13 protein-coding genes are annotated in these 16,129 nt (G+C 74.9%); 6 read left to right on the top strand and 7 right to left on the bottom strand.

Annotation, left to right across the window (positions count from 1 at the left end; genetic code table 11):
• Positions 1-113 precede the first annotated feature (113 nt).
• Entirely contained in the window at positions 114-2,543 is a 2,430-nt protein-coding gene (locus LRS74_RS04555; protein WP_277739761.1) for a right-handed parallel beta-helix repeat-containing protein, read from the bottom strand.
• A 336-nt stretch (positions 2,544-2,879) separates the two neighbouring features.
• On the opposite strand from LRS74_RS04555, the gene LRS74_RS04550 reads away from it, so the two are divergent.
• Positions 2,880-3,056, top strand: a complete 177-nt coding sequence (locus tag LRS74_RS04550; protein ID WP_277739760.1) for a DUF6126 family protein — start codon at positions 2,880-2,882, stop codon at positions 3,054-3,056.
• 105 nt (positions 3,057-3,161) lie between these two features.
• On the opposite strand, the gene LRS74_RS04545 is transcribed toward LRS74_RS04550, so the two are convergent.
• The 3 genes from LRS74_RS04545 to LRS74_RS04535 all read right to left on the bottom strand — a co-directional run bounded on the left by LRS74_RS04545 (position 3,162) and on the right by LRS74_RS04535 (position 7,178).
• Entirely contained in the window at positions 3,162-3,593 is a 432-nt protein-coding gene (locus tag LRS74_RS04545; RefSeq protein ID WP_277739759.1) for an ATP-binding protein, read from the bottom strand.
• The gene (locus tag LRS74_RS04540; protein WP_277739758.1) at positions 3,587-4,504 is read right to left on the bottom strand and encodes an MEDS domain-containing protein; all 918 of its coding nucleotides are present in this window, start codon (positions 4,502-4,504) and stop codon (positions 3,587-3,589) included. The genes LRS74_RS04545 and LRS74_RS04540 overlap by 7 nt, the downstream gene beginning before the upstream one ends.
• Before the next feature lie 256 nt (positions 4,505-4,760).
• On the bottom strand, positions 4,761-7,178 hold the full coding sequence (locus tag LRS74_RS04535) for a phosphoketolase family protein (protein ID WP_277739757.1): 2,418 nt from the start codon (positions 7,176-7,178) through the stop codon (positions 4,761-4,763).
• Positions 7,179-7,340: 162 nt separating this feature from the next.
• On the opposite strand from LRS74_RS04535, the gene LRS74_RS04530 reads away from it, so the two are divergent.
• Positions 7,341-7,793: a cyclic nucleotide-binding domain-containing protein gene (locus LRS74_RS04530; protein ID WP_277739756.1), complete on the top strand. Its 453-nt coding sequence runs from the start codon at positions 7,341-7,343 to the stop codon at positions 7,791-7,793.
• A gap of 256 nt (positions 7,794-8,049) precedes the next feature.
• Here LRS74_RS04530 and LRS74_RS04525 read toward each other — a convergent pair whose 3' ends face one another.
• Entirely contained in the window at positions 8,050-8,565 is a 516-nt protein-coding gene (locus LRS74_RS04525; RefSeq protein WP_277739755.1) for a DUF6643 family protein, read from the bottom strand.
• 236 nt (positions 8,566-8,801) lie between these two features.
• Between LRS74_RS04525 and LRS74_RS04520 the strand changes: the two genes are divergently transcribed.
• Positions 8,802-10,130 (top strand): TerD family protein, encoded by a 1,329-nt coding sequence (locus LRS74_RS04520; RefSeq protein WP_277739754.1) that lies wholly within the window; start codon positions 8,802-8,804, stop codon positions 10,128-10,130.
• A gap of 46 nt (positions 10,131-10,176) precedes the next feature.
• Here LRS74_RS04520 and LRS74_RS04515 read toward each other — a convergent pair whose 3' ends face one another.
• A complete protein-coding gene (locus tag LRS74_RS04515; protein WP_277739753.1) occupies positions 10,177-11,514 on the bottom strand; it encodes a glycosyltransferase in 1,338 nt (445 codons plus the stop codon).
• A gap of 161 nt (positions 11,515-11,675) precedes the next feature.
• On the opposite strand from LRS74_RS04515, the gene LRS74_RS04510 reads away from it, so the two are divergent.
• Positions 11,676-12,470, top strand: a complete 795-nt coding sequence (locus LRS74_RS04510; RefSeq protein WP_277739752.1) for an aspartate/glutamate racemase family protein — start codon at positions 11,676-11,678, stop codon at positions 12,468-12,470.
• A 558-nt stretch (positions 12,471-13,028) separates the two neighbouring features.
• Complete coding sequence (locus LRS74_RS04505; protein WP_277744596.1) at positions 13,029-13,565, top strand: hypothetical protein; 537 nt, start codon at positions 13,029-13,031, stop codon at positions 13,563-13,565.
• Between the two features lie 738 nt (positions 13,566-14,303).
• Here LRS74_RS04505 and LRS74_RS04500 read toward each other — a convergent pair.
• Positions 14,304-15,254, bottom strand: coding sequence for an O-antigen ligase family protein (locus LRS74_RS04500; protein WP_347178097.1), 951 nt, complete (start codon positions 15,252-15,254; stop codon positions 14,304-14,306).
• Positions 15,255-15,617: 363 nt separating this feature from the next.
• On the opposite strand from LRS74_RS04500, the gene LRS74_RS04495 reads away from it, so the two are divergent.
• Positions 15,618-16,097 (top strand): NUDIX domain-containing protein, encoded by a 480-nt coding sequence (locus tag LRS74_RS04495; protein ID WP_277739750.1) that lies wholly within the window; start codon positions 15,618-15,620, stop codon positions 16,095-16,097.
• Positions 16,098-16,129 lie beyond the last annotated feature (32 nt).

The raw sequence follows: 16,129 nt of genomic DNA, 5'->3' as shown, positions 1-16,129 counted from the left end.
GCGGCCTTGTGGCGGTCACATACCTCCGTGCGGGCGGTCCCGTACGTCCGCGCGGGCGGTCCCGTAACCTCCGCGCGGGCGGCCCCGCGCGCCCGCGCGGGGGGCCGTGCGGCTCAGGGGAGTTCGGGGAGGTCCTCCGGGTAGAGCAGCGTCAGCTCCTCGGTGGTGGGGTCGGTCAGCTGGGCGACCCGACCGGCGTGCCGCTCCACCATCGCCTCGAACGTCTGCCGCGCGGTGCGGCCGTTGCCGAACGCGGGGCCTTTGGGGATCGCGGCGAAGTACGCCAGCAGGGCCTGAGACGCGCCCGCGCCGATCCGGTACTCCTGTTCCTCCGCCTGCTGCTCCACGATCCGTACCAGCTCGGTCGGGGTGTAGTCGCCGAAGGTGATGGTGCGGGAGAAACGGGAGGCCACCCCGGGGTTGACGGTCAGGAACCGCTCCATCTCCTCGGTGTAGCCGGCGACGATGACCACCACCGCGTCCCGGTGGTCCTCCATCAGCTTCACCAGCGTGTCGATCGCCTCCCGGCCGAAGTCCCGGCCGGCGTCCTCCGGCGACAGCGCGTACGCCTCGTCGATGAACAGCACCCCGCCGCGTGCCCGGTCGAACGCCTCCTGGGTGCGGATCGCCGTGGAGCCGATGTGCTCGCCCACCAGGTCCACCCGGGAGACCTCCACCAGATGGCCGCGCTCCAGCACGCCGAGGGAGGCCAGGATCTCGCCGTAGAGCCGGGCCACCGTGGTCTTGCCGGTGCCGGGGGAGCCGGTGAAGGCCAGGTGCCGGCGGACGGAGGCCGCCTTGAGTCCGGCCTGCTGGCGTCTGCGGCCCACCTCGATCATGTCGGTGAGGGCGCGCACCTCGCGCTTGACGCTCTCCAGGCCCACCAGCGCGTCCAGCTCGCCCAACACCTCCTTGGCCTCCCGCGCGGTGCCGCCGGGGGCCGGCGCCGGCGTCGCCGAGGTGGCGGGCGGTTCGGCGGTCCGCGGTGTGGGCACGCTGCCGAGCAGCCCGACGGTGGCGCCGATCGGCTGGGTGGCGGTCAGCGGCACCAGGGGATCCGGTGCCGCCCTGGTGGCGCTCTCGTCGCTGGTGCAGTCCTCGCTGACCGGCCCCGGCTCGGCGAACTCGTAGCCACCCCGGACGCACCGCTCCGTGCGGCAGCGGGTCAGCGTGGTGCGGCAGCCGTCGATGATGTGGAACCCGTAGCCGCTGCTGCCGGTCACCCGGCAGGAGTGGAAGGTGCCCCGGCCCTGCGCGGAGACGTAGAAGCCCGCCTCGGAGGGCGCGCTCACCGTGGTGCGCTCGACGGTCGGGTCGGCGCCCTTGGTGACGATCACCCCGGTCGCCACCCCGTCGATGGTGCAGCCGGCCAGGGTGCCGCCGCTGCCGTGGTCGCGGAACCAGGCCCCGGTCGACGCCTCCCGGATACGGCAGTCGTCCAACTGGGCGGTGGCGCCGTCGCTGACCGACACCGCCGTGTTGCGGACCTGGGAGATGTCGCTGTCGACGACGTCCGCGCGGGAGCCGCGGTCCAGTACGAAGAGCGCGTCCGGAACGTCGTGCACCCGGCACGCGTCCAGCACCGCGGTGGCGCCGTCACTCACCCACACCGCCGGGTAGTCGCCGGTGCTGTCCTGTATCTCGCACTGGTTGGCGTCGACGCGGGTGCCCGGGTCCCACACCGACAGGCCGTTGCGCCCGAAGCGGCGCACCGTGGAGCGGGTGAGCGTGAGCACCGAGCGGGACCGCAGGTCGACGCCGTTCTCCGGGACGTCGTGGATGTCGCAGTCGGCGAGCGTGAGGACGGCGTCGGTGTCGAGGTTGACCCCGTCGGCGGAGGTTCGGTGCACACGGCAGTCGGTGAGGTGCCCGGTGGCCCGCGCGGACACCTGCACCCCCGCGCCCTTGACCTCGTACACCTCGCAGCCGATCGCCTCCAGGGCGCTGGTCTCCCCGGTGACCGAGAGCCCCGCTCCGGAGGTGTGGTGGACGCGGCAGCGCTCCAGGCGCGGATGGCCGCCGCCGCGCACCGCGACCCCGGACTGGCCGGCGGCGACCACCTCGCACTCCTCGAACACCCCGCCCGCGCCGTCCAGCACGCTCACGCCCACGCCGGCCGGGTTGTCGACGGTGCAGCGGCGCACGGTCGGCCGGGCCCCGCCCCGCACCTCGATGCCGACCGCGGACCGGGTCGCCACCCGCAGGTCCGTCAGCTCCGGGGTGCCGTCCTCGATCAGCAGCGCCGGCGAGGCCGCGTCCTGGCCCTCGATGTGCAGGTCCTGCACGGTCGCGGAGGCCCGGATGGTCAGCGCGACGCCGTCGGCCGGGGCGATCCGCACCACGCCGCGCGCGCCGTCCGGGCCACGCAGAGTGACCGCCCGGCTGACGACCAGGTTCTCGCGATAGGTGCCGGGGGCGATGGACAGCACGTCGCCGTCGGTGGCGGCCTCCAGCGCCGCGGCGAGGGAGGCGTACTCTCCCGTGCGGCGTCGCCAGCGCGACGTTCCGGTGTGCGTCACCTGGACGACTGAGCCGTGTGCCATGGTGCTGTCGAGCCCCCACCTCGTGCGCGCGTTGCGTGCGTACCGTGCCTGCTGTGTGGTGAAGGCCCCACCGTAGCGTGCGCGGAGGAGGCCGAGTTGACCGGTCAGCCGAGGCGTGGCGCCGCGTACCGCGCGGCCGCGGCCGGGCTCGCGGCCCCGCCCGGCCCCCTCGTGGCCGATGTGGTCGCCCCGTCGTGGCCGAGCTCGCGGCCTCGCTCCGGCGTGGCGCCGTCGAGGTCGAGGTCGCGGCCTCGACCCGCTCGCCGTCCGTGACGCCCTGCGCCGAGGCGTGGGGAGCCTCCGCCCGTTCCGTACCGGCCTCGTACGATTGTCCGCATGACCGACGAGACCCCCGCCGCGCCCCGCCCCGTGCCCGTCAGCAACGGCGCGGGCACCGAGGAGTACAAGGAGCGCGGCGTCGCGCTGCGGGTCTTCATCTACGTCGTCGCCGCACACGCCCTCGGGGCCTTCATCTGGCTGCTGTTCGAGCTCGGCGCGAGCGCCCAGAAGTAGCCGCCCGTATCCACCCGGGAGGAGCCGCCCGGAAGGGGCCGATCCGGGGGGCGCCGGGGCTGCTGAGGCCGCCGGGGGTCGCCGGGGTCGCCGGCCGGGCCCGGCTCAGGAGAGCCGCATGGCGAGCGTGACCACCGCGCCGCTCGTCCCCGCGGCGACCGTCAGCCGGTCCGTGACCAGCTTGGTCAGCCACAGCCCACGGCCGGTGGTGGCGCCGTCGAGGCCGGGCAGCAGCTCGGGGATCACATCGGCGGAGAAGCCGGGGCCGGAGTCGGTGATCTGGCACTCCAACTCCTCGCCGATCCGGCGGAGCAGCAGCGTGCCCTTGCCGCCGGCGTGCTCGACCGCGTTGGTGGCGATCTCGTCCACGGCGAGGACGAAGTCGCCGCGGCGGATCTCCGACAGCCCGGCCCAGGCGGCGCACTGCTCGACCTGGACCCGCAGCTCGGGGAGTTCACGGGCGGTGAAGCGGCGGCGCAGCAGGCACTGCGGGGCGCCGGAGTCGTCGTCGGCCGGGCGGCGTGGATCGGCTAGCACCGGGGCCTCCCCTCGGCGAGGGTGAGGTGGGGTACGGCGTCCGCGCCGAGCCGGCGGAGCGTCAGGGAAAGGTAACTGTCGCACAGAACCGTGATCCGTTCGTGGCCGGTCGCGCCATGGGCGATCGACAGCAGGTCGCCGGCGCAGCCGAAGGACAGGAAGTGGAGGTCGGTGAGGTCCACCGTCAGCCGACGGTGGACGCTCGTCCGGTCCACCGCCTCCCGCAGCGCCGCGGTGAACCGCTCGCGGGTGGCGGCGTCCGCCTCGCCGCTGAGGTGGAGCAGCTGAGGCAGAGGATAGCCGGCGCGCAGCGAGCCGAGCCGTTCCATGAGGGTGCGTGGATGGGCTCTGGCCATGGCTCTGAGCGTCTCCGCCGTGAACGCCCGGCGGTCGTAGGCGCAGATCTCGCTGTAGGGGCGGCCGGTGAACAGGTGGGCGGCGTGGGTCTCGCGGTGCTCCATGGCGGCGATGGCGGCGCCGAGCGCGGCCACCCAGTGCATGTCGATGAAGGCACGGAGCGCCCGGTAGCCGTCTCGGACCGCCCGTGCGGACTCCTCGGCCAGTCGGGACATCTGCCGTTCCGCGGTGAACTCCCGATCCGGCGCGATCAGCTGCGCCATGCTGCTGATCACCAGTTGGCCGCGGCGGCGCGCGGCCGCCACGGCCGGGCTGCCGGCGTCCAGCCGGTCCAGCACCTCGTACTCCGGCACTCCGGGAGGAGGGAGGACGATCACCTTCTCGCCCCGCGCCAGCCCGAGCCAGGTGAAGGCGGTCAGCACCTCCCACCGCGTCTCGTCGTCGTCATAGCTGACGAAGGCGTGGTCGCCCGGGCGCATCCGGTGCACGGGTATGGACCGGTCGCAGTTCCCGTCGGCCGCCGCCTGTGCCGCTTCCGCGTCCCGGGCAGGCATTCGGTGTCGCCCCCCTGATGGCCGTGCGCTGTCTGTGGTTGGCAGCAGAGGCTACGGCGTGACGGACTGTGGCTTCGTATGGCTGCCCGGCGCGACCGCTGTTGTCGCGCATTGCATCTGATCTGGTCTGAAGTGGCCGATGCGGAGATGAGTTCCGCTCGACTTCGACTGATCGCTTCCCTGTTGCCTGGAGCGGGGCGAGAGGACCGTCCATCAGCGCGTCGCGGACGCCGTCGCTCGGACCCGCTCCGGCCGCCTAGCCCGGCCAGCTCCAGTCCACCACCTCGGGCAGGTCCGTTCCGTGCTGACGCACCCAGTCGTGGTGCCGGTGGCGGACGTCGGCCATGGTCTGGCGCAGCCCGGCCGCGTGTGTCGCGAGCCCCGGCACCCGGTCGATGACGTCCATGACCAGCCGGTAGCGGTCCAGGTCGTTGCGGACCACCATGTCGAACGGCGTGGTCGTGGTGCCCATCTCCTTGTAGCCGCGCACATGGATCTGCGGGTGGACGGTCCGCCTGTAGGCGAGCCGGTGGATCAGCCAGGGGTAGCCGTGGTAGGCGAAGATCACCGGCTTGTCGCGGGTGAAGACGGCGTCGAACTCCTTGTCCGGCATCCCGTGCGGATGCTGGTCCCGCGGCACCAGCCGCGTCATGTCCACCACGTTCACCACCCGCACCGCCAGCTCCGGCAGGTGTTCGCGGAGCAGTGAGGCGGCGGCCAGCGCCTCCTGGGTGGGCACGTCGCCGGCACAGGCCACCACCACGTCGGGGTCGACGCCGGGGCGTTCGGTGCCGGCCCACTCCCAGATCCCGGCGCCGCGCGCGCAGTGGGCGCGCGCCTGTTCCAGCGTCAGCCAGTCGAAGGAGGGCTGCTTGCCGGCGACCACGACGTTGACCACGTCCCGGGTGCGCAGCACGTGGTCGGCGACGCACAGCAGCGTGTTGGCGTCCGGCGGCAGATAGACCCGCACCACGTCCGGCCGCTTGTTGAGCACATGGTCGACGAAGCCCGGGTCCTGGTGCGAGAAGCCGTTGTGGTCCTGCCGCCAGACATGCGAGGTGAGCAGGTAGTTGAAGCCCGCGACCGGCGCCCGCCACGGGATCTCCCGCGCGGTCGCGATCCACTTCATGTGCTGCGAGGCCATGCTGTCGACGATGTGCGCGAAGGCCTCGTACGAGGAGAACAGGCCGTGCCGCCCGGTGAGCACATAGCCCTCCAGCCAGCCCTGGCACAGGTGCTCGGAGAGCACCTCCATCACGCGCCCGTGCCGCCCCAGGTGCTCGTCCACCTCCAGCAGCCGCGCCTGCCAGCTCTTGTCGGTGGCCGCGTACAGGTCCTGCAGCCGATTGGACGCGGTCTCGTCGGCGCCCATGACCCGGAAGTCGCGGCGCTCGGCGGTGTCGGCCATCACCTGCCGCAGCATCCCGCCCAGCACCCGGGTCGGCTCGTGCAGCCGGGTGCCGGGCTTGTCCACGTCGACCGCGTGGTCGGCGAGGTCGGGCAGCGGCAGCTCGCGCAGCAGCCGGCCGCCGTTGGCGTGCGGGTTGGCGCCCAGCCGGCGGTCTCCCGAGGGTACGAAGGCCAGCACGGGCTCGCGCGGGTGCCCCTCCTCGTCGAACAGCTCCTGGGGCAGGTACGAGCGCAGCCACAGGTCCAGCTCCCGCAGCCGGTCCGGGTTCTCCCGGACGGCGGCCAGCGGCACCTGGTGGGCGCGCCAGGTGCCCTCCACGGGCACCCCGTCCACCTCCGCCGGGCCGGTCCAGCCCTTGGGCGTGCGGAGCACGATCATCGGCCAGCGCGGGCGCCCGAGGCCGTCCGGGGCGTCGTCGGGCCGCGGGGCGTGTCCATGCCCTCCGCCCTCCCGCGCTCCCCGCTGGGCGGCCGCGATGCGGTCCAGCGCCATGTCCAGGGCGGCCGCCATGGAGCGGTGGACGTGGGCCGGGTCGCTGTCCGGCTCGGCGTTCACGTACAGCGGCTCGTGGCCGTAGCCGCGCAGCAGGGCGTCCAGCTCGTCCTCGGGGATGCGGGCCAGTACCGTCGGGTTGGCGATCTTGTAGCCGTTGAGGTGCAGGATGGGCAGCACGGCCCCGTCGTGGACCGGGTCCAGGAACTTGTTGCCGTGCCAGGAGGCGGCCAGCGGGCCGGTCTCCGCCTCGCCGTCGCCGACCACGCAGGCGACCACCAGGTCCGGGTTGTCCAGGGCCGCCCCGTAGGCGTGCGCGAGTGAGTAGCCGAGCTCGCCGCCCTCGTGGAAGGAGCCGGGGACGTCCGGCGCGGCATGGCTGGGCACGCCGCCCGGGGTGGAGAACTGGCGGAAGAGCCGGCCCATCCCCGCCGCGTCCCGGCCCACGTCCGGGTACAGCTCGCCGTAGGTGCCCTCCAGCCAGGCGCCGGCGAGCACCGCGGGCCCGCCGTGCCCGGGGCCCCACACGCACACCGCGTTCAGGTCCCGCTCCGAGATGACGCGGTTGAGGTGGGTGTAGACCAGGTTCAGCCCGGGGCAGGTGCCCCAGTGCCCCAGCAGCCGGGGCTTGATGTGGTCGGGCCGCAGGTGCTCGGTGAGCAGCGGGTTGCCACGGAGATAGATCTGTCCGGCGGAGAGGTAGTTCAGGGCGCGCCAGTGCGCGTCGAGCTGTTCCACGGCGATGTCGGTGAGCGAGGACCGTGTCTCCATGCCTTGCCCTCCCCGAGGGAGTGACGTCTGGGGGCCGGCGCGCTCCGTCCACCTGTACTCCACCGCGGGCTCCCTGCCGCCCGCGCCAACCGCCCCCTCGACCGACCATGCCACAGCTCCCGTCGAAAGGCGCGTCGGCCGACGAAGTTGCACAGTGAGGTCATGAGTCGACTTCTCAGCGGGCTGAGCGCGGAGCACCGGGCCCGGCTCATGGAGCTCGCGCACGACGTGGCCTTCGCCTCGGGTGCCCGGATCTTCGAGGAGGGCGGCAAGGCCGACCGCTTCTGGATCATCCGCACCGGCTCGGTCACCCTGGACATGCGGGTCCCCGGGCGGCGACCGGCCGTGATCGAGACCCTGGGGCCGGGCGAGCTGCTGGGCTGGTCCTGGCTGTTCCCGCCGGGCGGCTGGCACCTGGGGGCGGAGGCACTGAGCCCGGTGCGCGCACATGAGTTCGAATCGGAGGTCGTGCGTCAGCTCTGCCGGGACGACACCCGGCTCGGCTACGAGCTGGTGCTCGCCTGCGCCCAGGCGATGGGGCACCGGCTGCAGAGCGCACGCACCCGGCTGCTGGACCTCTACGGCCCGTACGGGACCAGCCTGCCGGGGCACTGAGCGCGGGCGTGCCGGGGCGCCCCCGGGCGTCGCGATCGGCCGTCGGGCCAGGCGGTGGGTGACGGACGTGCCGCGCGCCCGGCGGGCGCGCGGCCTCCCGGTGTCACGGCTCGAAGGTGCGGGCGCGGCGCGCCCGCACCTCCGGACGACGGCATACCGGCCGACGGCCTCGCCCCCCGCGGGGTCGTCGGCTGAGTGGCGCGGGGGATCCCGGACCCTCCGTCAGGGAGGGGTCCGGCCCCGTCGGCAGCCTCGGTCAGTAGCCCTGGTTCGGGTACTGCTGCTGGCGGCCGTACTGGTCCTCGTACGCGGCGGGGCGCGGCGCGGCCGGGCGGGGCATCGCGGGACGCATCGCCTCATAGCCGGTCGGTCCGCCCGGCCCGGCCAGGGCCGGACGCTGCGGCTGCGGGGCCGCCTGCTGGGCCGGGTACGGCTGCGGGCCCGGGTAACCGCGCGGGCCGTTCGCCTGCGGCGGAATGTACGGCGCGGGCGGGTGCTGGAGTCCGCCGGGCTGCGGCTGGGCGGGGCCCTGTGCCGGGTAGCCGTGCGGCGGGGTGTGGTGGGACGGGGCAGCCGGAAGCGCGGGTAGCGCGGCCGGCAGGGCGGGCGCGGCCGAGGGGAAGTGGCCGCTGGGGTCGTACGGCGAGGGGACCCGGATGGGCGCGATCTGCGGCGTCCCCCGCTCGGCGACGAGACTGTCGTAGATGGGGGTGTCCGGGAAGGACGGCGAGGAGTAGTAGCCGCCGCCGTAGGTAGAGCGGGGGGAGGTCATAGTCCATAAGTTAAGCCCACGATGTGCTGGTTGGGGAGTCCGATAAGAGGGTTGTTTCATGGGCTTCTCGTGGTCGCGGCTCCCCAATCAGAGCGAACCTGGGAAAATCGGTCGCCGAAGGCCGTTGAGATCGTGTAAAGAGCGCGTCTTGGCGGGTTACCCGCGGTTGGCTTGACGAGTCGAGAACCTCGCGAAAGCGAACAAAAGCGAAACGAAGAGAAGGGCAGGGGGAACAGATGGCGATGTCCAAGGGCGCCAATGTTCAGATTCCGGTGTCGGCCGTGCGGGTCGAGCTCGGCTGGCAGACCGGAGCGGGGGTGCCGGACGTCGACGCCTCGGCGCTGCTGCTGGTGTCGGGGAAGGTCCGCTCGGACGCGGACTTCATCTTCTACAACCAGCCGACGCACGGCTCCGGGGCGGTCCGCCACGAGGGGAAGCGCACGTCCGGGAGCGAGGTGACGGACTCCCTCGCCGTCGACCTGGGCGGGGTGGAGCCCGCCATCGAGACCATCGTGCTCGTGGCCTCCGCCGACGGCGGTCGCTTCGGACAGGTCCCCGGGCTGCGCATCCGGGTGCTGGACGCGGCCGGCGGCGCGGAGCTGGCGCGCTTCGACAGCACGGACGCCACGGTCGAGACCGCCTTCGTCCTCGGCGAGCTCTACCGCAGGCAGGGAGCGTGGAAGTTCCGCGCCGTCGGCCAGGGCTACGACAGCGGACTGGCCGGCCTCGCCACGGACTTCGGCATCACCGTCGACGACCCGGAGGCCGAGCCCTCCCCGGCCTCCGTCCCGGCCCCGGCCCCGGTCCCGCCGGTCGCGCCGCCGCCCGCGGCCGCCGCGCCGCCGGTCGCGCCGCCCCCGCCGGCCGGGGCGTCCGTGCCGCTGCCGCCCCCGCCGGCCGCCGCCCCGGCCACCGCGGGCGCGCCGGTGCGGCTCACCAAGGTCACCCTGACGAAGGAGGCGCCCACCGTCTCGCTCACCAAGCAGGGCGGGACCGCCGGCGTCCTGCGGGTCAACCTCAACTGGGAGGTGCGCAAGCAGTTCAAGGGCTGGCAGCAGAAGCTCGGCAAGGTCATGGCGCTCCACGGCGACCTGGACCTCGACCTCGGCGCCCTCTTCGAACTGGCCGACGGCAGCAAGGGCGTCGTGCAGGCGCTGGGCAACTCCTTCGGGTCGCTGCACCAGCCGCCCTTCATCCACCTCGACGCCGACGACCGGACCGGCGCCCGGGCTTCCGGCGAGAACCTCACCGTCAACCTGGACTTCAAGGACGCCTTCCGCCGCATCCTGGTCTTCGTGTCGGTCTACGAGGGCGCGCGCAGCTTCGCCAACCTCAGCGCCACCGTCACCCTCACCCCGCAGCACGGCGCGCCCATCGAGTTCTCGCTCGACGAGTGCACCGTGCCCTCGCCGGTCTGCGCGCTGGCCCTCATCACCAACAACGGCGGTGACCTGGTCGTCCAGCGAGAGGCCCGCTACCTGGTCCCCGACCGCGGCGTCAGCCCGCAGCGGACCCTGGACCACGCCTACGGGTGGGGGATGAACTGGACCCCGGGCCGCAAGTGACGGCGAACGCCTACCGGGCGGTCATGTCCTCGGCATGACGGGCGGGCTACGGCGCGGCCTCGGGACGGGGATAGGTACGCCCCTTCCAGGCCGCGCCGCGCCCCCGGTAGTGCTGGACCGCCGAGTCGACGGTCATCAGCAGGTACAGGGCGGCGGACAACGGCAGCAGCGGCGCCAGCCACAGCGTCTGCCGGTAGTAGCGCAGCATCGGCACATAGGTGCCCGCCATCACCGCCCACGCGACCGCCCCGGGCAGCAGCGGCCCCCCGCCGCCCGTCAGCAGACCCGTGCAGGCCGCCACCGGAGGTGCCAGATAGACCACCGCCAGCCCCGCCACGGTCGCGACCAGCAGGAGCGGGTTGTGCCGCAGTTGTGCGTACGCGCTGCGCGAGACCATCCGCCACAGCGGGCGCAGCCCCGGATACGGCCGCACGCTGTCCACCCGCTCGGCCAACCCCAACCAGATGCGGCCGCCGCCGCACTTCACCGCCCCCGCGAGGGCGACGTCGTCGATGACCGCCTGCCGGATCACGCCGGGGATCCCGGCCCGCTCGGCGGCGGCCCGGCTCAGCAGCACGCAGCCGCCGGCCGCGGCGGCCGTGCGGCGATCGGTCCGGCCGACCCAGCGGAAGGGGTAGAGCTGGGCGAAGAAGTACACGAACGCCGGGACGATCAGCCGCTCCCAGCCGGTCGCCACCCGCAGCCGCGCCATCTGCGAGACCAGGTCCAGGCCGTTGCTCCGCGCGGCCCGCACCAGCTCCCGCAGGCTGTCCGGCTCATGGGCGATGTCCGCGTCCGTCAGCAGCAGGTACTCGGCGTCGGTGCGCGCGCGGGCCAGCGCCATGCCGTGCCGCACCGCCCACAGCTTGCCGGTCCAGCCGGGCGCCGGCTCGCCGGGAGAGGACACCGTCAGCGGCAGCCCGTGACCCTCCGCCGCGGCCAGCGCGCGGGCCAGCTCGCCGGTGCCGTCGGTGCTCCCGTCGTCGACGAGGAAGACCTCGGCGCGCCCCGGGTAGTCCTGCGCGAGCACCGACGGCAGGCTGCTCGGCAGCACCTCGGCCTCGTCCCGGGCGGGGATCACCACGGCGACCGAGGGCCAGGGCGGCTCCGCGGACCCGTCCGGCCCGCCCTGTGCGGCCGCGCCGGGGCCTTTCGAGGCCCTCCCGGGCCCCGCGCCGCCCGGGCCAGGCCCGCCCTCGGGCGCGCCCTGGGTGGCCTCGCCGGCGCCCTCCGAGGCCCTCCCGGGCCCCGCGCCGCCCGGGCCGTCCCCGACCCCTCCGGGGGCCGGCAGTCGCAGGTCCGTGCGCCAGAAGAACCCCTGTCCCAGCAGCAGCCACGCCCAGGCGCCCGACGACGCCCAGGCGATCCACGTCAGCGCGCTCATCCGCCGCAGTCTGCCCGACCGACGGGTCCGCCGCCCCGAGGCGCGCACAGACGATCGACTAAAGTGTCCCGGTGTCGCTTTCGCGCCGTATCCGGCGCCCGGGGGGCGGCCGACGGGCCACAACGGAGTGGCGAGGATCGACAGAGCGAGGCGAGAACCTGGTGAAGATCGCGCTTATGGACTCCGGAATCGGTCTGCTCCCGGCGGCAGTCGCCGTGCACCGACTGCGGCCCGACGCCGATCTGGTCCTCTCTTCCGACCCGGAGAGCATGCCCTGGGGTCCCCGGACCACCGAGGACCTCACCGCCCGCGCCGTGGCCTGCGCCCGCGCGGCCGCCGCGCACCGGCCGGACGCGCTGATCGTCGCCTGCAACACCGCCTCCGTGCACGCCCTGGCCACCATCCGGGCCGAGCTGGAGCCCGCGCTGCCGGTGATCGGCACCGTGCCGGCGATCAAGCCCGCGGCGGCGGGCGGCGGCCCGGTCGCCATCTGGGCCACACCCGCCACCACCGGCAGCCCCTACCAGCGCGCCCTGATCCGCGACTTCGCCGACGGCGTCCAGGTCACCGAGGTGGCCTGCCCCGGGCTCGCCGACGCGGTCCAGCACGCCGACGCGGCGGCGATCGACGCCGCGGTGGCCGACGCGGCCGCCCGCACGCCCCGCGACGTCCGGGCCGTGGTCCTGGGCTGCACCCACTACGAACTGGTCGCCGAGCGCATCCGCGCGGCCGTCCAGCCGGCCGGCGCGCCGCCGATCGTGCTGCACGGCTCCGCCGGCGCCGTCGCCGCCCAGGCGCTGCGCCGCATCGGCGCCACCCCCGCCCCGGCCGGCACCGTGGCCCCCTCCGGCACCCTGACCGTGCTCCTCGCCGGCCGCGAGTCCGCCCTGCCGGTGGAGGCCCTGGACTACGCCGAAGGCGGCCTGCTGGCACCGGCGGGCGTCGCGGGGCGCTAGGCGCGGGCCGCTCGGCGGCCCTCGGCGCGGACCGGCCGCGCGCTCGGCGTCGGCGCCGTACGGCGACACCGGGCGTTCCCGTTTGGCGACACCGGGCGTTCCCGTTTGGCGACACCGGGCGTCCCCGTTCGGCGACACCGGGCGTCCCCGTTCGGCGACACCGGGCGTTTCCGTTCGGCGGAACCCCCGTTCGGCGGAACCCTTGCCTTCGGTGGAACGCGCCCGCGGCGCTGTACCGCCCGCCCCCCGACGCGGCGCGCGGGCTCCGGGAGCGTGACGCGCGGGACCGCGGGCCTCCGCGCGCGACGCCCGGTTCCGTACGGCTGCCGGCGCGGACCGCGCGGGTCCGTACGGTGGCTGGCGCGGACCGCGCGGGTCCGTACGGTGGCTGGCGCGGACCGCGCGGGCGCGCGGCCGGGAGCCCCACCCACGAGCCGGGAGCCCTCCGCGCGGGTTGGAGACCTACTCACGGGTCGGTCGAACGGGCGGCCCGCGCTCCCTGCCCGCGAGGCGGAACGTGAGTAGGCTGCCACCATGAGGGACCATCCCACGGACCCCATGCCGCACTCGCCGGAGCGACCGCCCGAGGTGTGGACCGGCCGCGCGACCAACCGCGGTCAGTGGCTGCTGGCCCTCCTGGGCGCCGGCTGCATGGCCCTCGGCGTCGAGCTGGCGGTGGACTCCGCGTGGACCTCCGGTCTGGCCCCGCTGCTCATGTCCGTCATCGGCTGTGTGGCGGCGGGACTGCTCGTGCTGTTCGGCACGCTGGCCTTCGTCCAGGTAGCGGTGCGCGTCGACAAGGACTGCCTGGAGGTGCGCTGCGGCCACATCGGCGTGCCGCGTCGCCGCATCCTCCTCCAGGACGTCGTCGGCGCCGAGTTCGTCCCGTGGGTCACCCCCCGACAGTGGGGCGGCTGGGGCTACCGCTGGCGCCCCGAGAGGGGTACCGCGGTGATCGTACGGCGCGGCGAGGGGATCGCCCTCCACCTCTCCGACGGCCGGGTCTTCACCGTCACCGTGGACGATGCCGAAGCCGCGGTCCGGGTCGTCCGCGATCATCTGCGGCTGCGGGCCCGCCCGGCGTCACAGGCGTAGCGGTCGCCCTCACACCCCCGCGGGCTGTTGAGGGCGGCGAGCGCACGCCCGTCCCGCGCGGGCGGGGGCATGGGGACGAGAGTGCTCTCCGAGGGCTGTTGGAGGAAGCGCGTCCCGCGCGAACACGGGCGCGGGCGCTCCGGTGCGGGACCGTCCCCGTGCCGTCCGCGGCACACGGGCATGCTCGGGCCGCCGCCCGCGCGCGTCGTACGCACGGTGGGCGTTCTCCTCGGGCACGCGCGGGAACACCGTCCGTGCCAGGCCCACTTCACCACCGCGATCGGACCACCCTCGCCCGCGCGGGGAGCACCCATGCCAGCGGGCGGGCCGTTGGTGCCATGGCGGACCACCCCCGCCCGCGCGGGGCGCGGCGACGGCTCGCGGACGACGACACGACGACACGGCGGCGTCCGACGGCGGTGGCCCCCGGGGCGGGCCGCTGGTTCGCCCCGGAGGCAGGTCGCCGATGCGTCCCTCCGAGGCAGGGCGCCATGGGGTTGCCCGGAGTTGCCTGGGGGTGCCACGGGCGTCGGCGTCGCGCGCGGGTGGGGTGTGGGGTGGCGCCTTTCGGATGCCGAACCCGTGCGGAGCTCGGCTCCCGGCCTGGCCTGGGGCCCCGGCCTCCGGGCGCCCGGCCCGGTCTCCGGGGCCGTGCCCGCGCCCGCGGCCGGGCTCGGCCGCATCCGGGGCTGGTTCGGGTTCAGCCGGGCGCGGCCGGATCAGCCGGGCTCGATCGGATCAGCCGGGCTCGGTCGGGGCGCCGGGGCGGCGGGCGGTGGCCAGGCCGGCCAGCAGGCCGGCGCCGGCGGTGATCTGAGGGGAGCTCAGCGCGTTGCCGACGGCGGCCTGGACGGCGAGCCCGGTGAGGGCGGCCGCGGCGGTCAGCGCGACCGCCGTGGCGCGGGGCGAGCGCCACAGCGCGTACAGCGTCCAGCCGAAGGCCGCGGCCAGCAGGGCCGCCCCCGGCAGCCCCTGTTCGGCGGCCTGCTGCATGGGGGCGGAGTACGGCGTGCCGTGGGGCTCGGCCGACTGCAGGGAGGCCGGGCTGACCTCACCGAACAGGTCGGGGCCCGCCCCGCGCAGCGGATGTTCCGCGGTGATCGTGGCGGCGTCGTGCCACAGGCGCACCCGATGCTCGGTGAGCTGTCCCTCCAGGGAGGTGGAGAGCCCGCGCGGCAGGGCGTTCGCGGCCACCGCCCAGGTGGAGCCGACCGCCAGCGCCGCCACCAGCGCCAGCCCGGCGAGCGCCGGCAGCCGGTGCCGTACCCGCCCCGCGGCCAGGGAACACAGCAGCACCCCGCACGCCGCGACGAAGCCGGCCGCGCAGCCGGCGGCGAGGGCCAGCGCCGCCAGGGCGCCGGCCAACAGCCACAGCGCCCGGCGCAGCGGCCCCGGGCCGGCGGCCCACGCGGCGCAGCACGCGGCGCCGGTGGCCAGCGTCAGCCGCGCCGCGTCCACCGTGACGCCGCCGGTGGACGCGGCCTGCTCGGGGGCGACGGTGAGCACGGCCCCCGCCAGCGCGCCGGTCGTCGCGGCGGCGACCGGCAGCAGCGAGCCCGCGATCCGGCCGCAGGCGTACCCGGCGGTCACCGCGAGAAGCGCGAGCAGGGTCCCTTCGGGGCGCGCCGCGCGCCCGGCCGCGCTGACCAGCGCCCAGACGGCGCAGCAGCTCAGAAGGGCGGCGCCCACGACATCGGGCGCCGCCCCGCGCTCCGAAGCGCCATGTCGTATCGCCGTCGGCGTCGCCATCCCGTCGACCCCCCGAGCGCTGACGGGCGCCGCGCCACGGCGCGGCACGGCCGGCCCCGGGCGCGGGCAAGGACTGACACCGTAGCGGCTGCCGGTGCGCCGTGGGAGGACCCGTGCAGAAACGTTGGGGCGAATATGCGTACGAAGAAGTTCCGCCTCCGGATCGCGCCCGGCGACGGCCCCGAGCAGCGGTGGGCGTGGTGTGCGCCCGTCCGCGTGCGGGGCGCACGCCGGGTGGCACGGGGCCGTGGACGACCGGCACATGGTCCGAACGGGGGCCTCGCGGCCGATACCCTCGGGCGCATGCCCACGCCCGACTTCATCCGTGAACTGCGCACCTCCTTGGGGAACGCCCTGCTGCCGCTGCCCGGAGTGAGCGCGATCGTCCTGGACGACGAGGGGCGGGTGCTGCTCGGCCGCCGGTCCGACAACGGGCGCTGGTCGATCATCGGTGGCATCCCGGAGCCGGGCGAGCAGCCCGCCACGGCGGTGGTGCGTGAGGTGTACGAGGAGACCGCGGTGCGCTGCGTGCCGGAGCGGATCGTCCTTGTGGAGACCCTGGAGCCGGTCGTCTACCCCAACGGCGACGTCTGCCAGTTCATGGACGTCTGCTTCCGCTGCCGCGCGGTCGGCGGCGAGGCGCGGGTCAACGACGACGAGTCCCTGGAGGTGGGCTGGTTCGCCGTCGACGAGCTGCCCGAGATGGAGGAGTTCGCCGTCACCCGCATCAAGCAGGCGGCGTACGACGGACCCACGTGGTTCGAACCCGCCGAACCCCGGTGAAGGGTGGTGCGCGGACACATCGTTCGCGGCCG

Source organism: Streptomyces sp. LX-29, from assembly GCF_029541745.1.
Classification (GTDB): Bacteria; Actinomycetota; Actinomycetes; order Streptomycetales; family Streptomycetaceae; genus Streptomyces.
The sequence above is the reverse complement of the archived record's forward strand: the minus strand, read 5'-3'. Positions and strand labels throughout refer to the sequence as shown.